Here is a 19,951-nt window from a genome sequence, read left to right as displayed (position 1 = left end):
CTGGCCCTCGATTCTTCTGGTTTAACCGTTATGACGCGTTTGCCCCCCTCTTCTGAATTGTCAGAATAAAGCCACCAAGAAAACAAATTATTTTAACAATTAAGGAAAAACACATGTGTGATAAATGCACCGCCGCTAACGCTGAAGTAAAGAAGATCATTAATGAAGTCGGGGCTAAAAAACTCGTAGGGATGCTTGATTCTATAACTGGTCATGGTGACGCTCATCCGCTGGAACGCATCATGGCCATCGTCCAGGTCATGGACTTATTTGACGAACCAATGAAAATCCTGATGCTTGCTCGTCACTTTGGCGGGGCGTATGTGGAAGAGCATGAACGTGCCAATAAACTGCAGGCAACTCTGGACATGATGAGCGAACCAAAATGCGCGCCGGCGCCAGATCTCTCCGGAGACAATATCGGCATTGAAAGCAAAGAGCGGGAGATCGCCAGCCTTAAGTCTTCTTTAGGCATGTTAATTACCGCCTTTAAACTAATGGCAACCCATAACGGGTTCAAAATGCCAGAGCTAACCGGCGATGAACATCCCGCTGCTATTCGCCAGCTGCTTGGTGCGATGGCGGATAATATGGATGAAGCGAAGAGCCGTATCGAAGACATGATGCGAGAACTTGCCCATCGCCACGATCTAAATGAACAGCCGCACAAGATGCAGCAAGTCAGCCACTGAACCTGAAATAGCAAGGGGGCGAGAGCCCCCTTCCCCTCCTCCGTAGCCCTCTGTATAGATCTTTTACGCCTTTTCTTGTCTGAGATAATAAATCCAATAAGAAAACAAATTGTTTATATGGTGAAATTATGAGTACAGCGCTTTCTGTCCTTGAGTCTTTTGCTTCGAACACCGGTATCGACCACAGCAAAGAGATGAACGTCATCCATGACATCGTGGCCGAGTGCGAGAAAGAGATTGCGTTCATGCACCAGGTTCACGACTTCGTTTATGGCGATGAGCGTCACAACATGATTAACCGCCTGCTTCGACTCAACCACCGGCCGGATGACGAACGCACTCGTTTCAACAGAGCCTGGCTGGATAAGGTCGATCTTGAGTGGGTGAAGCAGAATATCTGGGCCGAATACTGGAAGAAGGTCACGGATATGACAAACGTTCTGCTGATCATGCCAGCTTCCCGCCGAGATGAATGGCGCGAACAGTTCATAGAAGGCAAGCAGGAAACCATCAAGACTGACAGAACCGGCTACCAGATGAAGGTTAAGGAGTTCGTTGGCGTACCTGAGTTCAAAGCAGAGACGGTCATCCCCACGATGGTCAATCTGCTGAATGACAGGCATAAATATCTCTCTGAGCGCGTGTACGGTTTGTTTAAGGCGCTGAGCCCTGCGCATAAGACCAATAAAACGAACGGCTTTAGCGAGCGGCTGATCATCGCCAGCTGCATTTCACAGTTCTGGCGGGATAGTGTCAGCGTGAACTATCGGAAAGAGGATTACATCGATGACCTGCGCGTAATGCTGCATTTCTTTGCGCATAAGGAGTTCATCACCATTAACCGCACAACAGAGATGCTATCGGCTGCGTACCGGGCAAATGATTGCCAGACGGGTGATTGGATCAACGTGGATGGTAACCTCATGCGCGTGAAAATGTTCAAGAACGGTAATGTGCATTTTGAGATCCACCCAGATGTTGCCTGGAAGCTTAATGAGGTGCTGGCTTACAGTATGCCGGCCGCTATACCTGCCCCCTGCCGAACAGCCCCAAAAACCAGAGCGCCTAAGGAGTTTGGCCTCATTCAAAAGACCATCTCTGAGCCCGTTCGATCCACTTTACGTGACGGGCGATTCAGCAAAGACAAGGGGGTTTGGTACTTCTCTGATTCCAGTCTCCAGAAGTCGCAGGTTGAAGAATTGGAGCGCACATTGAGCTTCATTGGCGGCGTACAGGATAAAAAGCACTGGCAGTTCCCGTATGAGATCGGTCAAACACTCAATACGATTGTGGCGACAGGTTTGATCCCGGATGCAAAATCACATCAGTTCTACCCTACCCCTCGTGTAATCGCGGAGTACGTGGCCAAGGTCGTTGACTTGAAATCTGGCGAAACATTGCTGGAGCCGGAAGCTGGTCGCGGAGATCTGCTTACGTTTATTGAGGCGAATCCTGAGGACGTGACCTGTGTTGAGGTTGCGCCGCTATTTGCTGACATCCTTCTTGGAAAAGGCTACGTGAACACAGTCTGCTGTGACTTCATGAAGTGGTCTGCTGACAATGAAGGCTACCTCTTCGACAAGATAGTCATGAATCCACCCTACTCTCTCGGGCGCCACAAAGAACACACGCTGGCTGGGCTGGGACATCTGAAAGTCGGTGGGCGCCTTGTTGCTGTTTTGCCGGGTGACTCACCAACAATGAACTGGATGATGCTGGAGAATTTCGTCTACGCCAAAGGTAAGTCGTTCACAGGTGAGTTTGATGACACGGGGATAACCGTCAGTGTGTATGTGTTCAAACGCACAAAATAATAGGTAACTACATACTTATTTTATGTAAGAATAATGACGCGAAACTTAGAGGGAAACACACATGGAAAGCAGGAATAAAGCCACTTCTATGGATATACAGGCTGTATCACTGATGAGCACGGACATTCCTTTCAGATTTTGCCTTCAGGGCAACAACACAACCGCTGCGGGCACGATTATTGTCGATAAGGGTAAGGTCTCATTTGAAGGCGACGCCGACGAATCAGCGCTGATTTTTATTGAGCACCTGGTGCGTCGAAATAGTCAGCAGTGGGCAGAGCTGGAGAAACGCGCCAGACATTATGATGAGTTTATGAATGTCATAGAGGCTGCGCGTACCGCTCTTGCTGCCGGCACTCCTGTAGATCTGGAGTCGTTGTTTAACGGAGAGCTGGCCTCTGCCATGTTCGCCACCATGTTCGCAGGCGAATTTGTTCGACACGGTGCAAAAAACTATCTGGAATTGAGCTACGACGTTCCTGAACTTGGATTTTTCACGGTTACGACTCAACGTAAGGATGGCAAAACGCCAGGCGAGCGCATCGCAGAGCTGGAGGCTGTGGTCGACCAACGCAATGGAGAATGCGTGCGGCTTATGAAAGAGCGTGACGAACTGCTCAGTGATCAGCTAACCAAAGGCTCAAACATTCGCGCGGCAGCCGACGTTTACTATCAACTCATGGAAGAGTGCCAAATACCGCCAGGCGGATCTCTCGTTGAGTATGTACGTGAGCTTGAAGAACAGGTCAAGACACTGCAGCGGCAAAACCTACACGCCACCGCATCATGATGAGGTCGTAACTGGTTTCACCAATTTAAGGCTATATCAATAGCCTTAAACAATTTGTTTTCACCAATAAGTTATTGTCACCGCCGTCAAACTTGACCGCATTTCATCAAAGAGCTACTGTTTAAATATACAGTATTTTAGGGTGATCAAAATGGGCGGAAAAGACACCAGTTATCAGGTCGTATACAGAGGCGAGTCACTTAAACAGTTCAAGCCTGGCCAGTGCGTCTTTTTCCAGCGAGAGAGAGAGTATGGTGGTGGCTATTGGTTGGGCAAGACTCATGTGGACGGTTTTGAGTTCCTGCTCGAACAACCAACCTCTCTAAGAGAGGGGATGTTGTTTCTGCTCACTCTTGCAAAGGTGGAAGCCAGACATATGGAGTTCGTCGATTTCGATGACTTCAATTTAACGTAGTCACTGCTTGGGACAGACTATGTGCAACAGCAAAGTTGTAATGTCCGCTTTGAGCGAAAAGCGGGCATTAACGCCCAATTAAAGTGTGAAGCACGTATTCACCATACTCAATTTGAATACCTTAATCACTAAATTTGAACCAAACTGAAAATGCCAAGCGTGCTGAGCCATTCTTAAATTGTTTGTTATATTTCAAGCACGACAGAGTCAATAGACAACCTTGAGTTATCAGAAATATCCTCGACAAACTCAGCCCACGTACCTCTCTCGACTCTTCGACTGCAATAATGCGAAGTAGCCCTAATGAAGCCAATAGCGACGTCATACAAATCTTGGATAAATTCTTCTATAATAGCTTCGTTGTTGTCACCGTAGGATAAAAATATAGAGTCACGATAGTTCGCTTTACCACGGTATCTAAATGCCTGAATAAGGAAATTAACTTGTCCTTTTTCTAGTGCGTGATCGCGAACTTCGCGAGCAGCTTTCGTGCGAAAGTTGTCAACACCAAGAGCTTTGAAATCACGAGAAGTTCTCACCCTCTCTTCTGTTTCCCACTTTTTGTAGCCATGAGTCCCCTTTAGATAGGAAACCAGTGCACCATGAGCAGTTTCATTATCATAAGCTCTATCATTCAGGTCGAAACGGTTATCACCTCTATATGCAGCAATCTCGGCATCAGCAGTGTTTGAAACTAAACTAGTTAGAAGAAGATTAAATGGATATGGGATAAGTTTTTTTTCCGCGATATCTGACTGCCAAACTTTTGCTGTGGCTGTATGTGTCTCTTGAATAGAACCAGAAGATGCTGCAACCATCGCGCTAGCGGAAAAATAGATACTGTAATACCAAGAAATAATAGCTGAACGACATATGTCATATTTATCTTCGACATCTTTATTCATACTTTTCAAAGATGACAGATTATGTAAGGCCATCATTGTGTTCTCAAAAACAAGCGTATCAGCTTCACGATTGACAGGTCTACGTTGTACCCGAGCATATAAATCATTTAGTTTATCATCGGCACAAGCGCCACCGTTAACGACTTCGGCAAGGGCCCTCATCCAATTTACAGTCCCCTGAAACGCAAACCGGGGCTCTGCCTGATCACCGGCTTCAAATAGCCTGTCTAATAGCCACTTACTCATGATAAACCCTTGGAAATATGAGGTTATTCAGCGGAAAAATCTGTATCTAAACACGGACTTTTCCACGTTTGTAAATTTAATGTGTGGAACACTACATCGCTTTTGTATAACTGACAATAGCTTATAGGTACAGCCGGGAATTGTATTTGTTATAAATACGGATTAATCCACCTAACAAGTGGTGGCGATACCTTGATCCGGACAAGATATTTTTGCAGTGCAACAACGTCTGCAATTGGCACAGAGCGGACTTTCCAGCTTTGCCCTGCCCCGGACATCTGAACTTAGCTTTGACACTATGCGCCTGATTATCGTAATGACAGTATCGAGACAGCCGCACTGCCTCAAACAAAATGTTTTCTACCTTTTCTTATAGCTGATAATAACTAATACAAGGAAACAATTAGTTAAAAGAGTTAAGTAATGTTGAAAATCACTGAAGCCTACAAGACAGCTGTTATCAGCACTGCGCACGTTACTGCGGAAGACTCCGAACAACTGCCGATTGCCTGTTTTGACCCAATCACCGATCGCGGACTGAACTGGGTACACGGCACAGAATATGGTTGGATTGTTCGTGCCGGAATGCGTGACAATAGCTGGGCAGATGAACTGCGTACATTCAACATCTCCGAAGCGGCGATAGCCAATATCAAGATGATACTGGATGCCGGTTACGACGTGGTTCACTTTGATCGTGATGCCGAGCTGGTGGATGGAATGCCAGCCTGGGACTGGTAAGGGAGAGAAAAGATGACGGCAGAAGACGTGATTAATGATGTGCTGGTGGAGCTGGGTAAGCTACCTGATCATCTCCTCATAGCCACCGTATTTGACAACAAACCTGCTGAGTTAAAGGCACTGGCCAATGAGTGGGGATGGATGGATACGGAAGTTAGAGAGCAGCTCTATGCGATAGCCTGGCGGATAGTTAACGCGCAACCATAGCCTGCAACGCGTTGACATTGGCGGTCACTAATTGAGGATTTCTATAAGAACTCGTTGATCGCCCCTCTTCCCTACCCACCAACCTCATACACTCCAGGCGCGGCAAGGCTTTTACGCACATAACACCCACAAGAAAACAAATAAATAACACATCAACGAAAAGTCAACGCTTTACCCCGATTTGGTCTCAAAAATTGACGTTTTGCCATGTCACTTCTTATATCCGTTAAGCAGCGTACCAGAGACCAACACCCTGCGACGAAAACGCCAAAAACGACTCCTGATACCACCACAAAACAGACACGCTCAGAATGGCTCTCGTTGCGTTTAATGAGTATATAAACAAATTGTTTTAGGCGATAAGAAAACAACAAAACAAGATAACGAAGAAAAGGAACTGCCATTACCCACACCCAGGCAATACCCACCTCTTCCTGCCAGGCTACCGAAAAGACCAACCTCATTGCCCCAGGCTACCGACCCCATGAAGCAAATCTCGACCACCACCAAAAAGCGGCGAGAGAAAGGCAATTTCTCTGAACGCCATTCCCCCAATACACGGAAGAGAATACCCGGGAAGAAACTCCAGACAATACGAGGCCAGAACAGTCCCCAGCGCCATCTCGTTTACCCACTCTTACCCCGAAAGATAACGCAAATTCCTGATAAGCAGGGAACGCCATTACTTCACATGCGGAGAACGACAACAGACCAGAAACCACATCACCCACACTTCCACCTCTCAAGGTAAACGAAAGGAAAAGCGCACACGCCATTACTCCATACACAGAGAAGAACTATCCCCACAACGAAGAATACAGACCAGAGGAAAACCACAAGACAACCACCTCTACAACATCTGCAAAACCACTTACCGGCAGAGAGAAGAAAGTTGCCTTTTCTCCCATACGAATGGTCACCGTATAGAGCGCTAATAAGAGAGATACGAGTCCCCATAAGAGAGGTTATTCGAGTCAGGAAAGAGCACAGATATAAGAGAGAGGGGATGGATGGGGATCGCTCCCTTTCCCGTATTTATTCAAGTCCTGATTTTATCCGCCGTAACATCCCTGCGGTCGAACGAGTGAAAGGGCCACCGCGAAAATCTATCGGGAGCGTCCCCGCAGGGGAAAGGCTGGCTGCCTGAGTGGAAACGGCTGGAGGTTTTTCGGGAAACGGCTGGGTTCCCGTCATGGAAAGGGTGCGTGCCGGTATAGAGACAAAATGCCGCGGGGACGGCTGATTCCCTGGCGGTACACCGTTTGGTGCGCGGGTGGCTTTCTTCCCGCTGCGCGCAGCTGCTGATACGTATTCTGCCAGAGCGTTCGAGGGTCACAAGCTGTTTCAGCAGGTTTTCGGGAAGAGGAAAATACTGCCCACCAGCCCTGCGGTGCGCGTTGAGAAGAATAATGTAAAAAGCGCTCCCGATACGCTCCCGGATACTCACTGCTTTTCCAGTGCTTCCCGATACAAAATGCTTTTTCGCCTATGTCTTATTGCGATAATAACACCAACAAGAAAACAACGTGTTTAGACAAAGGAGAAACACATGTACAAGCATTTAAACATCAGCATCACCCTTTGCGGAGAAGAGACATGTACTGACGAACTCCAGATCTCTCTGGATGACGTTATCCGCTCTGCGGATGTCGCTGGGCGCATTGGTACGCTGATTGGCGAAGGGTATCGCGAGGGCACGTTTGATTTTCATATCGAGGACAACGCAATGTCCGTCGCGTGGAACTGCACAACGTCAGAGTCCAGATAAAGGAGAGAGACAATGGATATGCCTGTGATTGTGGAAGTATGGAGCGTGGACTCGCTGGCTGAGTGTCTTGATGGCGTAGGGCCAGCACTGACCCGTAAATTATGGTCGTTTGTACCAGCTGAGGGAGAGTCACCAAAAGGGAAGGACGTGTGGCACCTGCTGACTGATGAAGAGAAGCGGGAGCTGGTAGCCGCAGTGAAAGAGGAGTTCCCTGACGAAGATTAACGACGGCCACCAGCAGGTGGCTTTTGCGTGATTGTGGCCTGCGGCCAGCTGAATGCCTGAACGCTTCGCTTGGTGGCCGTTTTCACAATGGTATTATTTACACCAACAAGAAAACAAGTTGTTTACGGAGTGTGTAATGAATACCGAGATGATTTTGAAACTGGATAAACTCCAGCCTCGCAAAGACAAACCTGCAGTACTCGGTTCGATCACTTTACTGGACATTGTGGCCAACGGCACAGTCATCCGACTTTTCAAAGAGACCGTTGTCGTCTTCGGCGAAACTTCTCGCAAGCGCATCGTAATGAGCGTCAGGCGCTATAGTGCGAAAGGGTGGGTAGCTAAACAAGTTATCTGGCCGGAGTCAGATCTGGAGTTGGCTTTACTGGAAGTTAACAAGGTCGCCCAGCAGGAAATTCAACGCGCAACAACCCTCGCCATAGCTTAGTCATGTGCTACACAGATTAGTCGAATTTACGACAGCCCCGTCGATCCTTCGGGGCTTTTTTGTATTGTAAGTACTTACCTACGGCGATAGTATTACGACGCATTTACATGGAGGTAAAAATGAGTTTGACCAAAGAAGATTTAGTATTTGACCTGTACTACGCATCCAGCACTGACGAAGAAGGCAATAAACTGGCCCAGCTGACCGTTCAGTTCCGTGATGCATCGGCTGTTCCGCATGTGACTACCCAGCTGGCCCGCACAACTCTTAAGCGAGATCGCTCGAAGGTTTATGCCGTCGGCGAGCAATCAGTGAAAAATGGTTCGGACACTCTGCTGGCCGCCATTGAAGCCTATTATCGAACAGACCCGAAGACCATTTTCGAAAACCTGATGGCACAGGTTCAGGATATGATCGAGGGCAATCTGGGCGCCAACAATACCTGGGTTGGTTCTTACGGCATCACCATTGTGTCTGGCGGCTCTCTGGAAGAGTATCTGCCTGAGTCCGTCTACAACGTCCAGTAAACCAGCCAATGGCGCGTAACCCGCGCCATTTTTCCCAACCCGTAAACAAGTTGTTTTATGCCTTTCCTGCGTTGCGATAATAACACCAACAAGAAAACAAGTTATTAACGCAGTGAGGAAACGCACATGACTGATTTCACCATCTCCCCGAAAGCAGAAAACGTATGGCTGGAATCCTGGCTTGACCTGTCGCCGGCCGAGCAGAAAGAAATGGATCACGTCGAACCGGACGAACAAACCAGCTCCCGCTTCTTCCATTATCAGGATAGCGTTTATGACATTGCCGATTTCATGCGCGATGACCGCTTCCCGGAATGGCACGCCGGCTATCCACTGAATGCCTTCGCTATGCTGATGATCCGCTTAACTGATTCAGGCGATACCATCGACATCGGATTACTTTATTGAGAGGGGAGGGCCACCGATGCTGGTGGCTCTTAACTACCACCTGCTTTCCCGCAGGCTAAAAACACCCACCTCTTACCGCCAGGCTACCGAACACCCACCGACTTCCCGACGGCCACCAGTTGCCGAAACAGAACGCTTGGACGCCTCACACCCACTGCGATAATTAAACCAACGAGAAAACAAGTTGTTTAAAGGATTATCACAATGAACTATATCGCCACTGTAAACACTCCCGCGCATGGCACCATCTCTGTCACATACTCCGACATTGAAAAGAACATCCTGGGCGCCTGGCGCGAAGAAGAGACCATCCAGCTGTCCGGGAAAGAGAAGCAGCAGATCGCCAACGACATCATTTGCAACCGTCGATTCACGCGGGTATTTGAGAAAGCGTATGTGGTAAATTCTGGGTTTGGAACATTTGTCTTCCCGGTGCGCTCCGGGCGATTCTGCCAGTCCAAGCTGACTGAGTTTGCCTCGCAGATCGCTATCTGGATTAAGACTCAATCGTCGTTCGATTTTAGCGATGATGAAGCAATAGCGCAGGGTATGCGGATCGCCAACAATGCAATTAAATGCAAAAACATCACGTATGCCGCTGGCGTTGACTCATGGAAACTGTTTTGCGCTAACTTTATGCTGAATGTATACGCCAGCAATCGGATTCACATACTGGCTGGCAAGTAAGAGGGGAGGGGCTGGAAACGCCCCTTTCTTTCCGTCCACCAGCTCCCGCAGGGAAATTCAGGAACGGGCAGAAAGCCATCCGGGCAACCGACGGGAAACGGCCAGAAAATTTTCGGGAAACGGCGGGGGTCGCCTCATGGGAAAAATTTGTATAGAGGGAGACGCCAGAATCGTCGCCAGCTGGTGGACATAAGCTGTTTTTGCGCCATACGTCCAGCGCTGTGATCTGCGCTGCATTGTTCGCGCGTACACGTTGCGCCAACGTGCTAATGATACGTGAGCGCCCACGGATCGCGCCAATATTGCCGACACGCCCCGAAGGATAGCGCGGATCGCGTCACCAGACGATCACGCCCACGACACGACAAAATAAGCCACGCGCTAAAACGCTTTTAAACGCGCTATAACGTGTTTTTTACTGTGTGTAATGGGTATGTACTACCACACGTAAAAACACGTTAAATTGGCGCGTTTATGGCGCTTATTTTTGGTGTGAATGAGTGAACGCCAGATAAAAGAAAACGCGCCAACAATGGCGCGTTATGGTGGAGATCCTGAAACGGAAAAAGCGCCCATAGTGGGCGCTGGTGGCTAAATGCTGTTTTGCAACTTTCCGATCATTTCAGACAAGCGCAAATATTCTCTTTTCCGTTTACAGTCTCGCTTGCTGTTAAGCAAATCAGAGAACGTAAAGTTTAGCGCGTCACGCTGGGCGCTTAATTCGTCGATGAGTTCAAGTTTATAAGCGCGATATTTTGCGCGATACTCCGCGCGGATCTGGTCATAGCTAATCATGATTTTTATCCTTAAAACTAGCGCCCATAGTGGGCGCTGAATCCGTCTACTTATGCTTTGAAAGCGTCAGCCAGATAGTTATAAAAATCATTTTTGATAAAGCGATATTGCTGTGATCCGTTTTTGGCTGCGCCCATTCCTTTAATCTTCTCGACCAGTCCCAGACGTTCACACAGATTGATCAGCTGGTTGGCTTGCGTATATCCTGCATCTAACTTAATTTCATTTGCTTGTTTTGCTTCATTCATCAAATCGAAAACAGCACCATTTGTGAACGTGTCGATCTCATCGTTAATCATATCGATTAAAGCGAATACGCGAGATCCGGACATATCAGCGACTGAATACACACATTTACCAGACTTGATAGACTTCACCAGATAAACCAGCTTTTCGAGAGAGTAGCTATTTGTCATCGCTTCGCGGAAAAACACTTCTGGCGTTTGCTTGCTTGCTTTGATCGCGTAGTAGAAGACACCAGACAGCTTATCGTCGTTTACTGCGTTTACAACGTTGTTCACGAAGTATGCAAGTTTAGTAGACGCTGCAAGCATGTTAGCTTTATCTGCTTTGGTGTGCGTGCCATTCTGATAATGTTCGTTGTAAGTTTGAGTAGCTTGATCTGCTTTTAATTGTAATTCGTCAGTGATAACTACAGCTGCATCAATGATGGATTTTTTAGAAATGGTTACGTTAGACATGATTTTAATCCTTATGTAATATTGAAAACTTATTTTGTTTTTCGTCTATCGTCAGCATGTTTGCTTTCGATGTAAGTAATTATCGACATGCAAAAAATAAAATCAAGCGTTTTTCGCAAGGGGTGATAAAAATTTTATTTTGCAAATAAATCAAAGTCTTAGAAATAAATCGCATTTTCTCGAAGGTGTTGCCTAAATAAATTCTACACTCGGTGTATTACCCTTATATATTTAGCGCTGACAATACTTTTGGTGATTTAATTTATCGGGGCGTGACCCATAAAATAATAACCGGACATAGCCGGCTATTACCCTTATAGGAATTTACATCTTTTTTGCATAGTTCCTGATTTCTTTTATTATATACTCCCCAAAACGTTCCGAGTTTTCGCATTTGTCTTTCGATGGCTCATCAAGCCCCAACTTGCATCCCGAAACGATCAGTCCATCTTGATATGCAGCGCCTAAAGCCATGCTTAGCTCTAACATGCACAAATCGTAGTCTTCCGCCTTTGAACACACCTTTGTAGTGACACGTTGAGCTCGTTCAATGCTATTTTCTTGAGAAAATGCGGAAGAGCTAAAAATGAAAGTTAAGAATGTTAATGCTGCTACAATTTTCACATCAATATCCTAAAACGGCAGAATACGTTCAACCCAATCAAACAGGACGATCATTTTTCGCCCGTTCCCCACGGCAAGTGTGACCTGACAAGCATCGACGCCGAGTGACACACCTTCAATTTCGCGGCCGTCCGCCATGTAGACCCTTACTGATTTCTGGTTCTCGTGGGCCTGGCGGCAAATTTTAAAGAAATCACGGCGGGATGGCCGGTTATCAACATAGTCTGGATGTACGGTTACGCGACCAACGAAATCATGGGTGACAGCGTCATTTACACCTGACTCGATAGTGCTGATTCGCTCAAGTGGCAACCTTACACGATTGTCTTTGTCGAACGGCGCCGGGCATAGATCTACCTTGTTACGGGAGGACATCGTCCCCTGAACGTACATGCAGAACACCTGGCCATCTTCCATCGTGACCTTTACGGGAATTTGCTCCTTGCGCCAGAACATCAACGACGCCTCTACTTTTGAGTAATCGCGCGGCCAGACCTCAGCAGGTATCCCGTAGGTGATATCGGTAATGGTATTGGGCATATTTTAAACGCCTCATGTTATGCGATAAAAATTACCAGAAGGTACGAGTCACCATTATCTTCTTTTTCCTTAGTTTTGACAGGCGAAAAAGCGTTACCTTGTTGCAAATACTTAGAATTGTTATAGTTTGCAGGCAAGTTTCTATATGGTGAAGAATGATGAATAAGTGCGCATTAATAGCTTTGATAACCTCCAGTTTACTGGTGGCTGGATGTTCAACCCAGGCGGTCAGGACGAGTGCTGCCGACCCAGTCCCAGCTTCGAGAATACTGTCGACCAAATACAATACGCCGTCAGAGAATACGCAAAAAATCATCGTGAAACGAGACTCTGGCAGTAAGGGCGCGCTTTGTACCAGCCGGCTTTCTGTTGATGGTGAGCCAGTTGCTGATATCAAAACATCTGAGAAGGTTGAGTTAAACCTGCCTTATGGCGAGCATATTCTGTCTGTAGATCAGCAGGGTATGTCTATTATGTGCGGCAAGATGAACACCGAAAGAGAAATCATGGTGTCAAAAGATAAGCAAGACGAATATCGGATCGGGGTGACGGTGTCGGCAGAGCTGTTCATCATGAAAACAGCCTATAAATAAATGGTAGAGGAGGGCGAGAGCGTTTCACCCACGCCCTCCGTAAGTACGCGTTAGAGACGTTTGAGGATATCTTCCAAGTCTTCCTTGGTCATCCCGGAGTTCTCGTAGATCTGCAACACTTTCTGTCTAGCGTTCTCAGCCGCTGCCATCGAGGTCGCGATCTTCTCAAACTCTGCTGTGCTCATCTTGGTCAGAACAAGGTTGATGATGTCTGACTTCGACATTTTGATGTTGCGCTCTTTCAGGCGCGTTTTGAACGAACCAAGCTTTTCGTTGGCTTTTTCGGTGAGCTTCACCTGACATGAAATTGAGCGATTTTCGGTCATAATTAATCTCTTTGTAATACACCAAAGTCAAAACTGCTCCCGACAGGCAACACGCCTTCCGCAAACCCGGGAGTGGTGTCAATAATGTGTTTTCGTTCGTATGAGTGTGACATCAGGTGTTTGTTGCTTATATCGATAAAATCCGAAATAAAACACACATTTGCCTGATTCTTCTTGGCACGAAGGCCGCGACCAACACGTTGACGCATTTCGACTTCGGCCTTGCCTCCTCCGGCAAGAATTACGGCGCCAACACTTGGCACATCGACACCGACATCCAGTATCGTAGAGCCGATCAGCACATCAATTTTCCCTGCAGCCAGGCTGTTAAGCTTAGCCTGTCTGGTACTCTGGTTGGATTCACCGTAAATAAAATCTACCCGTAAGCCGCTCTCTTTCATCATTTCCATCAGTATCTGACCGTGGCGTTTGATCCTCACCAGGGTCATACAGTTCAGTCCATGATCACGGTACATCAGCGCGTCGCGAACGACGGCCTCGTTACGTCCAATATTGTAAACGATACCGAGCTGATAAGCTTTCTGATACGGCGTGCTCATACCAACTCTGAAGTTCAGATGCTTGGAAGCGAGCTCCGCTCGTATACGAGCCTCATCCGGAGTGTACGCGATTTTATGGTATACGAAGTAAGGTTTAGCCAAAATACCTCGCTCGATCAGATATTTTTCAGTGACCTTTATCTCGATGCGTCCTGCAACCGCCATCAGACGCATATTGGCCTCAGTTGAAGCCTTCATAAACGGGGTTGCCGTCAGCGCCAGGCGATAGTCTGCGTTAATGCAAAGCCTGGCGATGTCATAAAAGTTTGAACCGGAGGATTCGTGGGCTTCTTCGAGGATTAGCAGTGAGACGCTTGAGAGGAATCGCTTAACCAGCTCCCGGCGCTTAAGATGATAAACCTTTTTCTCCGCCGGCATATCGCGTGGAGGCTCTTCAAGAAAACTCGCCAGGGTTTGCACTGTTGCGACATTGATATGGCGAGACACCTGAAACTCACCAGAACCAATGATGCCAACCTTCTGACCTTTAAGCCACGGCTCTCCATTCTCAGCTCGATAGTCGATCGACTTCTGGAAGTTATCTGCCATTTGAAACATAAGAACAGAGCGGGTGGTTAAAAACAGCGTCATGCGTCCAATACGCGCCGCGGCTTTGCAAGCTACGTTCGACTTTCCCCCGCCTGTGGCGATCTGCGCAATCATCATTCCTTCGCGAACCAGTGTCTCTACAGCCTGATCTTGATACGCATAGTCCGGATTATAGGGGAAGGGGTTAACTGCCGGGTTTGGTTTACCAAGCGCCGGAACCTTGTCTTTGCGAATATGCACGCATTTAATGCCAGCCTTCACCAGATTTGCTGCTACCGATTTAGCAAAACCCGCGGGGAAGGCATTTTTGCTCCAGTTGAACATAGTACTGGTGCCTTTCCAGTCGCCAGCTTCGACTTCGTAACTCAGCATTTCCTGGACGAGTCGCTTCACGTTGTCATCAGCGCCGGAGACCATAGCGTTGACCGCGTTCGAAACAATCCTAACAGTCATAAATATCTTTCCTTCGTGCCTTTTATATGTTAATTGGCTAGAATAGTAAGTAAGTACTTATGCAATGGATTGTATCAAAAAGTATGGACGTAAAAATTACCATTCTGCAGGTAGAAGTGGCCAGACTCCGGCCAAATCCCTGGAACACCAACTCGGTTGGTGCTCAAAACTTCGAAAAACTGAAAGGCTCCATCGAAAAACTGGGTTTTTTCAAGCCAATTCTCGCGCGAGAGCTGGACGGTGGCCAATTTGAGATCCTCGGTGGCGAACATCGCTGGCGAGCCGCTATGGAGCAGGGTATTTCCACGGTTCCCGTTATATCGGTGGGCAAAATAAGCGATCTGGTCGCGAAACAAATGTCTCTGGTCGATAACGAGCGATACGGCGAAGACGATCAGGTCGCATTACAGCGTCTGATCGAGGAAATTCAGTCCGAACTCGATTATCAGCTGTCGGAAATTGCCCCTTACGACGACGAACTGGCGGCCACACTGGCTCGTGAGTCGGCAATTGACCTGGAAATGCTTGAGGCGTTGTCGCGTGGCGACGAAGAGCCCATTGAGAAGGACTCTCGCGAAAAAGCTGAGCGTGTCGGTGCGGAACACCAGACCATGCGCTTCAAAGTGACGTTTGACGCTTCTGATCGCGTTACCGAAACCATTAAATCCATCATCAAAGAGCAGGCGATCAACACCGGCAACGACATGGAGAATGCTGGTGAAGCTCTGGTATGGCTGGTCGATAACTACAAGGAGTGTATTTAATGACCAAAACGTTCGAAATCGTCTACCGAGACCCGGCAGAGCTCATTCCCTATGAAATGAACGCCAAAAAGCATGACGAGCAACAGATCCGCGACCTGGCCGCAGCCATAAAAAAGCGTGGTTTTGACCAGCCGATCACTGTCGATAAGGACGATGTCATCATTACTGGCCACGGCCGCCGCGAAGCTGCGCTTTTAGCGGGGCTGAAAAGTGTGCCGGTGATCGTTCGCGACGATCTGTCCGATGAAGAAGTGAAGGCGAAGCGTCTGGAGGATAACCGGCTGGCCAGCATTGATTACGATGCCATCAAGTTACAGAAAGAGCTGGAGTCTCTGGTACTTGGTGACGTTGAAGTCTTCGGCTTTGACGAGCGTGAGCTAAACGTGCTGGTCGGTAGCATGACCGAAGAAATGGATACTGGCGCACTGGTTATGGATCTTGGGGAGGAAACCGAGCGCCAGAAAGAAGAGCACACCGAAATCAGTCGCGAAGTCGCCGCCGAAGAGGTTCGAGTGGTCGATGTTCTGGGCTTTAAAACGCTCCCTGCTGGCTCTGCGATTGTCGTGGGGGATTTGCTCGCCCATATGGAAGAAATCACGGGAGAGAGCGGGGTAGACGCGTTCGTTGCTTATGCGCAGAAAGTTTCCTCCGGGGGAGTCGAAGCATGAGCACATATACCATCAACGTATCGTTCCAGACCCGTGTCAACAAGACTACTCGCACGCTTGAGATCGCCGAATCGTTTGGGCTTGGCCTGGATGAAAAAGACTGGACACTTTACGACAATCTTGAGCTGGAAGTTGAGCAGGGTGATGTGGTTTACATCACTGGCCAGTCAGGTTCCGGAAAATCTGTCGTGCTGCGTGAGCTACAACGCCAGATGAAAGAGGAAGGGCTTTCAGTCGCCTCCATTGATGACTTTACCTTTGACAACGACGTCAATGTCATCGACCAGCTGGGTAAAACCACCAGCGAAGCGTTAGGGCTGCTTTCGATGGCCGGCTTGAACGATGCCTATCTCTTTGTGCGCAAACCTTCTGAAATGTCGGATGGACAGAAATACCGTCTCAAGATCGCCAAGCTTATTGAGTCGGGCGCGAAGGTATGGGCTGCGGATGAATTTGGCGCAGTTCTTGATCGTGTTACCGCCCAGGTTGTGGCCTCGAACCTCCAGCGTGCCGCGCGAAAGGTAGGTGCGACGGTAATGGTGGCGACGACCCACGAAGACCTGAAGAACGCGCTGCGCCCGGATATGCAGATCACCAAGCACTACAAGGAGCGAGTGAAGGTTGATTATGCAGATTAAAAAGACTTTCCCGATTTATGAGGGCCCAGATCTGCGCCGCCGCTGGACTACAGAAGCCGAATGGCGAGACTGGCTTCGTGCTCATGGCGCGTACGGTTTTCGCGTTACCCCGTATTTCAATCGCTGCTGTGTCGTCTTTGGTGAAAGACGTTATGTCGAGACGATAAAACAGCTCTATGGCCTCGATGAAAGCGAGTTCGTATATGGGGTTGGCGGCATGGTGACAACGCTGGGCTATGTTCAGGCCGACACGATGCTTCATTGCGTCTACCTGCCAGAAAATTACGATGAAACAGTCTACTGGCATGAGGCACTACATGTGGCGCTGATGACCGCAGAATATCACGGCGTGCAACTCCATGATCAGGAGGCATTGACCTACCTGCAGGGTTATATCGCGGAAGAGTTCAATCGTTCCCGACTACAGTTTATGGCCGACAAGAAAGCTGGTGGACTGCCTGCGATCGAGGGAATCGTGACTCGTCCAGCATCCACTATCTGTCGTGGCGGTTTTTGCAATCGTAAGGTGGTGATGCGATGACTGACATCATCATTAAACGGTATCGCCCAGAGGAGTTCCCGCGCCATCTGGACTTTCTTGAGCGCATGACCGTCACCAGGGGGACGGTAGAAGACTGGCACGCGCTTAAGTCGCTTCACTACAAGACAGATGGGAAGCCGTTCGCCCCAACCTACTACCGTTGTGAGCTTGATGGTCGGTTGGTAGGCGTTGTAGTTATGGCCTTCCCTAAACTGCTACTGGCGCCGCGGCATCGCATGTTTCCAAAGCTGAAACCCACAACCAATACCACCGTGGCAAATCAGTACTGGGGACGTTACGTAAACAACAACTTCGCTGTGATCAGCCGCTCTGTAGTGGACACCCAGTATCGTGGCGTCGGGGTATCGTATCGCATGATTAATCTGGTTAGCAGGATGCATGACCGACCAATCATCGAGATCCAGTCGTCGATGAGCAAATATAACCCGTTTGCTATGAAAGCAGGGTTTTGCTTCATCCGTCCTGAACGTCCGAAGAGCTACGAAAGCGCGCTTCGCGTCTTTCAGCGCCATTTTCGTTCTGATCCAGGCGACAACGAAGCGATTGTGAAGGAGCTGTTTGCGATGACTGATTCACGCCGGCGCCGCGCACTGCGAGATCTGGTGGCGGACTACCACAAGAATAGTTCTCTGGCAAAAGCTGGCCGCAACCGTGGCACTACCATTCAGGATATCGCGGATAGCCTGGTGGATGAGGCCAGCATCGTGAAACTGCTCAAGGATATTCACAATCTGAGCTTCACTTCACCGCTCTATGGGGTTTATCGCAACCCTGATTTTGGTCGCCAGCTGCCTGAGACACTGCCACTGCTGGCTTTTGATAAACAACCGCTGAATGCACCACTGGATATTGCGTTACCGGCATAAGGATTTGCCATGACACTGACTGATAAACAGAAAGACATCATTAAGACAATCAACTTAGGCCATGAACGTGGACATTTGCTCGATCTGGACGAGCTGCTGGAAGTGCTGCCTTACCGGACGACAAAGCAGTCTATGCAATTCTCCCTGCGCGCGCTGATCAAGAAAGGTTTGGTCGAAAAGCACGACTGCCGGCCGCGAGAGGATTCTGGCTACCAGCGTCGAACTCTGGGGCTGACGACATTAGGTCGAGCCAGAGCCAAGTTACTGGTGATATAAGTTGGTCTGGGAGTCAGATTAACAGCCTGCGTCTGTATATATAACTAATAAGTCACTTATTAAATATATACGAAAGCAGGCTCTCAAACGGATTCCCCAGACCTAATTAATACAACCAGAAAACAAATTGTTTAAGAGCGCAAGGAAGCGCTCTGTGTGTGTTTTAGAGGGATCTATGACTGTCGAAAAAGACGAGAGCAAAACTCGCCTGACTCCGGCTGAATGGGCGGAAGCCGAAGCGAAATGGACTTCGGGCGAGTATACGCTCTCAAAACTGGAAGAAGAGTACGGCATCCGTCGTGAAACGCTCTCCAGACACTTCAAAAAGCGTGGATTAGAGAAAGGCGCCGATTCTGTTGGAAAGATGGTGCGCGAGTCTCTCAAGTCCGATGCAGAACTGCGCGCTAAAGCCCGAGCCGAAAAGATAGAAGACCGCCGGACACGCTATGACGGCTGGGCGTATGCCCTTGGTCAGATGGTGATGGTCGAGGTCACTACAGCAAAGCGCGAAGGTAAGCCACTGGCCTCGATTGAGGACGATCTTAAAAGCCTGCAGCGCGCCAGCGGCACGCTGGCCAAATGCTTCGAAATTTCCTCCAAGGCATTGGGCATGGAGAAAGAAGAAGGCGGTGAAGAGGATATTCCGAACCTTGTCTTTGGCGAGCTAACCCCATCACAGGTGGCCCAGCTGCGCAAGGAAGATGATGAGCCCGAAGTGATTGATGACGATCTGTTGGAATCACTCGAAGAAGAAGCGCTGAGCGAAGCTGAGAGCGATTTTGACGCATCGGGCGAAGACGATGATGGAGATGCATAACCATGTCCATCCCGTCGTCTCTAAGTCTCGTACAGCTGCATTCCGGGCAGATGCAAGTCTTCCAGTCGCCACATCGTTTCAAAGTGGTGTGCGCCGGACGACGTTGGGGTAAATCGAGGCTGTCGATCTCAACCATCATTCGCGCTGCCGCTAAGGAAAGAAAACAACGAGTTTGGTACGTCGCGCCGACCTACCAAATGGCGCGCCAGATTCTATGGGATGATCTGCAGGAAGTTTTGCCGCGTAAGTGGATTCGGAAGAAGAACGACACCACGATGACCATCGTGTTGAAAAACGGTTCGGAGATCGCGCTTAAAGGCGCGGATAAACCGGATACGCTTCGTGG

The 19,951-nt window shown here is 48.6% G+C and carries 27 protein-coding genes and 1 pseudogene; 21 read left to right on the top strand and 7 right to left on the bottom strand.

Features of this window, described 5'->3' with window-relative positions; all coding sequences use genetic code 11:
- Positions 1–113 precede the first annotated feature (113 nt).
- From HMPREF3142_RS00135 to HMPREF3142_RS00120, 4 genes are all read left to right on the top strand, one after another.
- On the top strand, positions 114–692 hold the full coding sequence (locus tag HMPREF3142_RS00135) for a hypothetical protein (protein ID WP_040203292.1): 579 nt from the start codon (positions 114–116) through the stop codon (positions 690–692).
- Between the two features lie 128 nt (positions 693–820).
- Positions 821–2,506: a class I SAM-dependent methyltransferase gene (locus HMPREF3142_RS00130; protein ID WP_070611311.1), complete on the top strand. Its 1,686-nt coding sequence runs from the start codon at positions 821–823 to the stop codon at positions 2,504–2,506.
- 61 nt (positions 2,507–2,567) lie between these two features.
- The gene (locus tag HMPREF3142_RS00125; RefSeq protein ID WP_095889379.1) at positions 2,568–3,296 is read left to right on the top strand and encodes a hypothetical protein; all 729 of its coding nucleotides are present in this window, start codon (positions 2,568–2,570) and stop codon (positions 3,294–3,296) included.
- A gap of 151 nt (positions 3,297–3,447) precedes the next feature.
- Positions 3,448–3,711: a hypothetical protein gene (locus HMPREF3142_RS00120; RefSeq protein ID WP_064146275.1), complete on the top strand. Its 264-nt coding sequence runs from the start codon at positions 3,448–3,450 to the stop codon at positions 3,709–3,711.
- A 185-nt stretch (positions 3,712–3,896) separates the two neighbouring features.
- Here HMPREF3142_RS00120 and HMPREF3142_RS00115 read toward each other — a convergent pair whose 3' ends face one another.
- Entirely contained in the window at positions 3,897–4,862 is a 966-nt protein-coding gene (locus HMPREF3142_RS00115; RefSeq protein ID WP_064146273.1) for a hypothetical protein, read from the bottom strand.
- A gap of 423 nt (positions 4,863–5,285) precedes the next feature.
- Here HMPREF3142_RS00115 and HMPREF3142_RS00110 point away from each other — a divergent pair, with 423 nt between their 5' ends.
- From HMPREF3142_RS00110 to HMPREF3142_RS00075, 8 genes are all read left to right on the top strand, one after another.
- Complete coding sequence (locus HMPREF3142_RS00110) at positions 5,286–5,603, top strand: DUF5983 family protein (protein WP_060527990.1); 318 nt, start codon at positions 5,286–5,288, stop codon at positions 5,601–5,603.
- A 12-nt stretch (positions 5,604–5,615) separates the two neighbouring features.
- Complete coding sequence (locus tag HMPREF3142_RS00105; protein ID WP_064146271.1) at positions 5,616–5,810, top strand: hypothetical protein; 195 nt, start codon at positions 5,616–5,618, stop codon at positions 5,808–5,810.
- A 1,549-nt stretch (positions 5,811–7,359) separates the two neighbouring features.
- Positions 7,360–7,578 (top strand): hypothetical protein, encoded by a 219-nt coding sequence (locus HMPREF3142_RS00100; protein ID WP_019704577.1) that lies wholly within the window; start codon positions 7,360–7,362, stop codon positions 7,576–7,578.
- 12 nt (positions 7,579–7,590) lie between these two features.
- Positions 7,591–7,803 carry a hypothetical protein gene (locus tag HMPREF3142_RS00095; RefSeq protein WP_023279445.1) on the top strand — a complete coding sequence of 71 codons (213 nt, stop codon included), beginning with the start codon at positions 7,591–7,593 and terminating at the stop codon, positions 7,801–7,803.
- A gap of 148 nt (positions 7,804–7,951) precedes the next feature.
- A complete protein-coding gene (locus HMPREF3142_RS00090) occupies positions 7,952–8,251 on the top strand; it encodes a hypothetical protein (RefSeq protein WP_072201200.1) in 300 nt (99 codons plus the stop codon).
- A 119-nt stretch (positions 8,252–8,370) separates the two neighbouring features.
- Entirely contained in the window at positions 8,371–8,778 is a 408-nt protein-coding gene (locus HMPREF3142_RS00085; RefSeq protein WP_004109918.1) for a hypothetical protein, read from the top strand.
- Between the two features lie 126 nt (positions 8,779–8,904).
- Entirely contained in the window at positions 8,905–9,186 is a 282-nt protein-coding gene (locus tag HMPREF3142_RS00080; protein ID WP_070611307.1) for an ABC transporter, read from the top strand.
- Positions 9,187–9,390: 204 nt separating this feature from the next.
- A complete protein-coding gene (locus tag HMPREF3142_RS00075; RefSeq protein WP_064164532.1) occupies positions 9,391–9,873 on the top strand; it encodes a hypothetical protein in 483 nt (160 codons plus the stop codon).
- A 591-nt stretch (positions 9,874–10,464) separates the two neighbouring features.
- Here the strand turns inward: HMPREF3142_RS00075 and HMPREF3142_RS00070 are convergent.
- The 4 genes from HMPREF3142_RS00070 to HMPREF3142_RS00060 form a co-directional block, all read right to left on the bottom strand.
- Positions 10,465–10,668, bottom strand: a complete 204-nt coding sequence (locus HMPREF3142_RS00070) for a hypothetical protein (protein WP_004109904.1) — start codon at positions 10,666–10,668, stop codon at positions 10,465–10,467.
- 50 nt (positions 10,669–10,718) lie between these two features.
- Positions 10,719–11,369 (bottom strand): hypothetical protein, encoded by a 651-nt coding sequence (locus HMPREF3142_RS00065; protein ID WP_004109892.1) that lies wholly within the window; start codon positions 11,367–11,369, stop codon positions 10,719–10,721.
- A gap of 324 nt (positions 11,370–11,693) precedes the next feature.
- Positions 11,694–11,993: a hypothetical protein gene (locus tag HMPREF3142_RS28820; protein ID WP_123609186.1), complete on the bottom strand. Its 300-nt coding sequence runs from the start codon at positions 11,991–11,993 to the stop codon at positions 11,694–11,696.
- A 9-nt stretch (positions 11,994–12,002) separates the two neighbouring features.
- Positions 12,003–12,533, bottom strand: a complete 531-nt coding sequence (locus HMPREF3142_RS00060; RefSeq protein WP_004109890.1) for a transcriptional regulator — start codon at positions 12,531–12,533, stop codon at positions 12,003–12,005.
- A 155-nt stretch (positions 12,534–12,688) separates the two neighbouring features.
- Here HMPREF3142_RS00060 and HMPREF3142_RS00055 point away from each other — a divergent pair, with 155 nt between their 5' ends.
- A complete protein-coding gene (locus HMPREF3142_RS00055) occupies positions 12,689–13,126 on the top strand; it encodes a hypothetical protein (RefSeq protein WP_019704582.1) in 438 nt (145 codons plus the stop codon).
- 50 nt (positions 13,127–13,176) lie between these two features.
- Here the strand turns inward: HMPREF3142_RS00055 and HMPREF3142_RS00050 are convergent, their stop codons facing one another.
- Both HMPREF3142_RS00050 and HMPREF3142_RS00045 read right to left on the bottom strand, forming a co-directional pair.
- Positions 13,177–13,452: a hypothetical protein gene (locus tag HMPREF3142_RS00050; protein ID WP_004109887.1), complete on the bottom strand. Its 276-nt coding sequence runs from the start codon at positions 13,450–13,452 to the stop codon at positions 13,177–13,179.
- A 2-nt stretch (positions 13,453–13,454) separates the two neighbouring features.
- Positions 13,455–15,014, bottom strand: coding sequence for a DEAD/DEAH box helicase (locus tag HMPREF3142_RS00045; RefSeq protein ID WP_032423021.1), 1,560 nt, complete (start codon positions 15,012–15,014; stop codon positions 13,455–13,457).
- Positions 15,015–15,073: 59 nt separating this feature from the next.
- Between HMPREF3142_RS00045 and HMPREF3142_RS00040 the strand changes: the two genes are divergently transcribed.
- The 8 genes and pseudogenes from HMPREF3142_RS00040 to HMPREF3142_RS00005 form a co-directional block, all read left to right on the top strand.
- A complete protein-coding gene (locus HMPREF3142_RS00040) occupies positions 15,074–15,778 on the top strand; it encodes a ParB/RepB/Spo0J family partition protein (RefSeq protein WP_050484892.1) in 705 nt (234 codons plus the stop codon).
- Entirely contained in the window at positions 15,778–16,446 is a 669-nt protein-coding gene (locus HMPREF3142_RS00035; protein WP_023279438.1) for a ParB/Srx family N-terminal domain-containing protein, read from the top strand. Before HMPREF3142_RS00040 ends, HMPREF3142_RS00035 begins: the two co-directional genes overlap by 1 nt.
- On the top strand, positions 16,443–17,084 hold the full coding sequence (locus HMPREF3142_RS00030; protein ID WP_032423019.1) for an ATP-binding cassette domain-containing protein: 642 nt from the start codon (positions 16,443–16,445) through the stop codon (positions 17,082–17,084). The genes HMPREF3142_RS00035 and HMPREF3142_RS00030 overlap by 4 nt, the downstream gene beginning before the upstream one ends.
- Entirely contained in the window at positions 17,074–17,625 is a 552-nt protein-coding gene (locus HMPREF3142_RS00025; RefSeq protein WP_004109875.1) for a hypothetical protein, read from the top strand. Before HMPREF3142_RS00030 ends, HMPREF3142_RS00025 begins: the two co-directional genes overlap by 11 nt.
- Positions 17,622–18,512: a hypothetical protein gene (locus HMPREF3142_RS00020; RefSeq protein ID WP_046882063.1), complete on the top strand. Its 891-nt coding sequence runs from the start codon at positions 17,622–17,624 to the stop codon at positions 18,510–18,512. Before HMPREF3142_RS00025 ends, HMPREF3142_RS00020 begins: the two co-directional genes overlap by 4 nt.
- Before the next feature lie 9 nt (positions 18,513–18,521).
- On the top strand, positions 18,522–18,788 hold the full coding sequence (locus HMPREF3142_RS00015) for a hypothetical protein (RefSeq protein ID WP_070611305.1): 267 nt from the start codon (positions 18,522–18,524) through the stop codon (positions 18,786–18,788).
- A gap of 175 nt (positions 18,789–18,963) precedes the next feature.
- The gene (locus tag HMPREF3142_RS00010) at positions 18,964–19,605 is read left to right on the top strand and encodes a DNA-binding protein (RefSeq protein ID WP_004109866.1); all 642 of its coding nucleotides are present in this window, start codon (positions 18,964–18,966) and stop codon (positions 19,603–19,605) included.
- A gap of 2 nt (positions 19,606–19,607) precedes the next feature.
- A pseudogene (locus HMPREF3142_RS00005) lies at positions 19,608–19,951 on the top strand (terminase); the annotation flags it as partial.

Origin of the sequence: Klebsiella sp. HMSC16C06 (assembly GCF_001808325.1) — a bacterium.
Taxonomy (GTDB): domain Bacteria; phylum Pseudomonadota; class Gammaproteobacteria; order Enterobacterales; family Enterobacteriaceae; genus Klebsiella; species Klebsiella variicola.
Note: the sequence above shows the minus strand (reverse complement) of the source record. Positions and strands in the feature narration are given on the sequence as shown.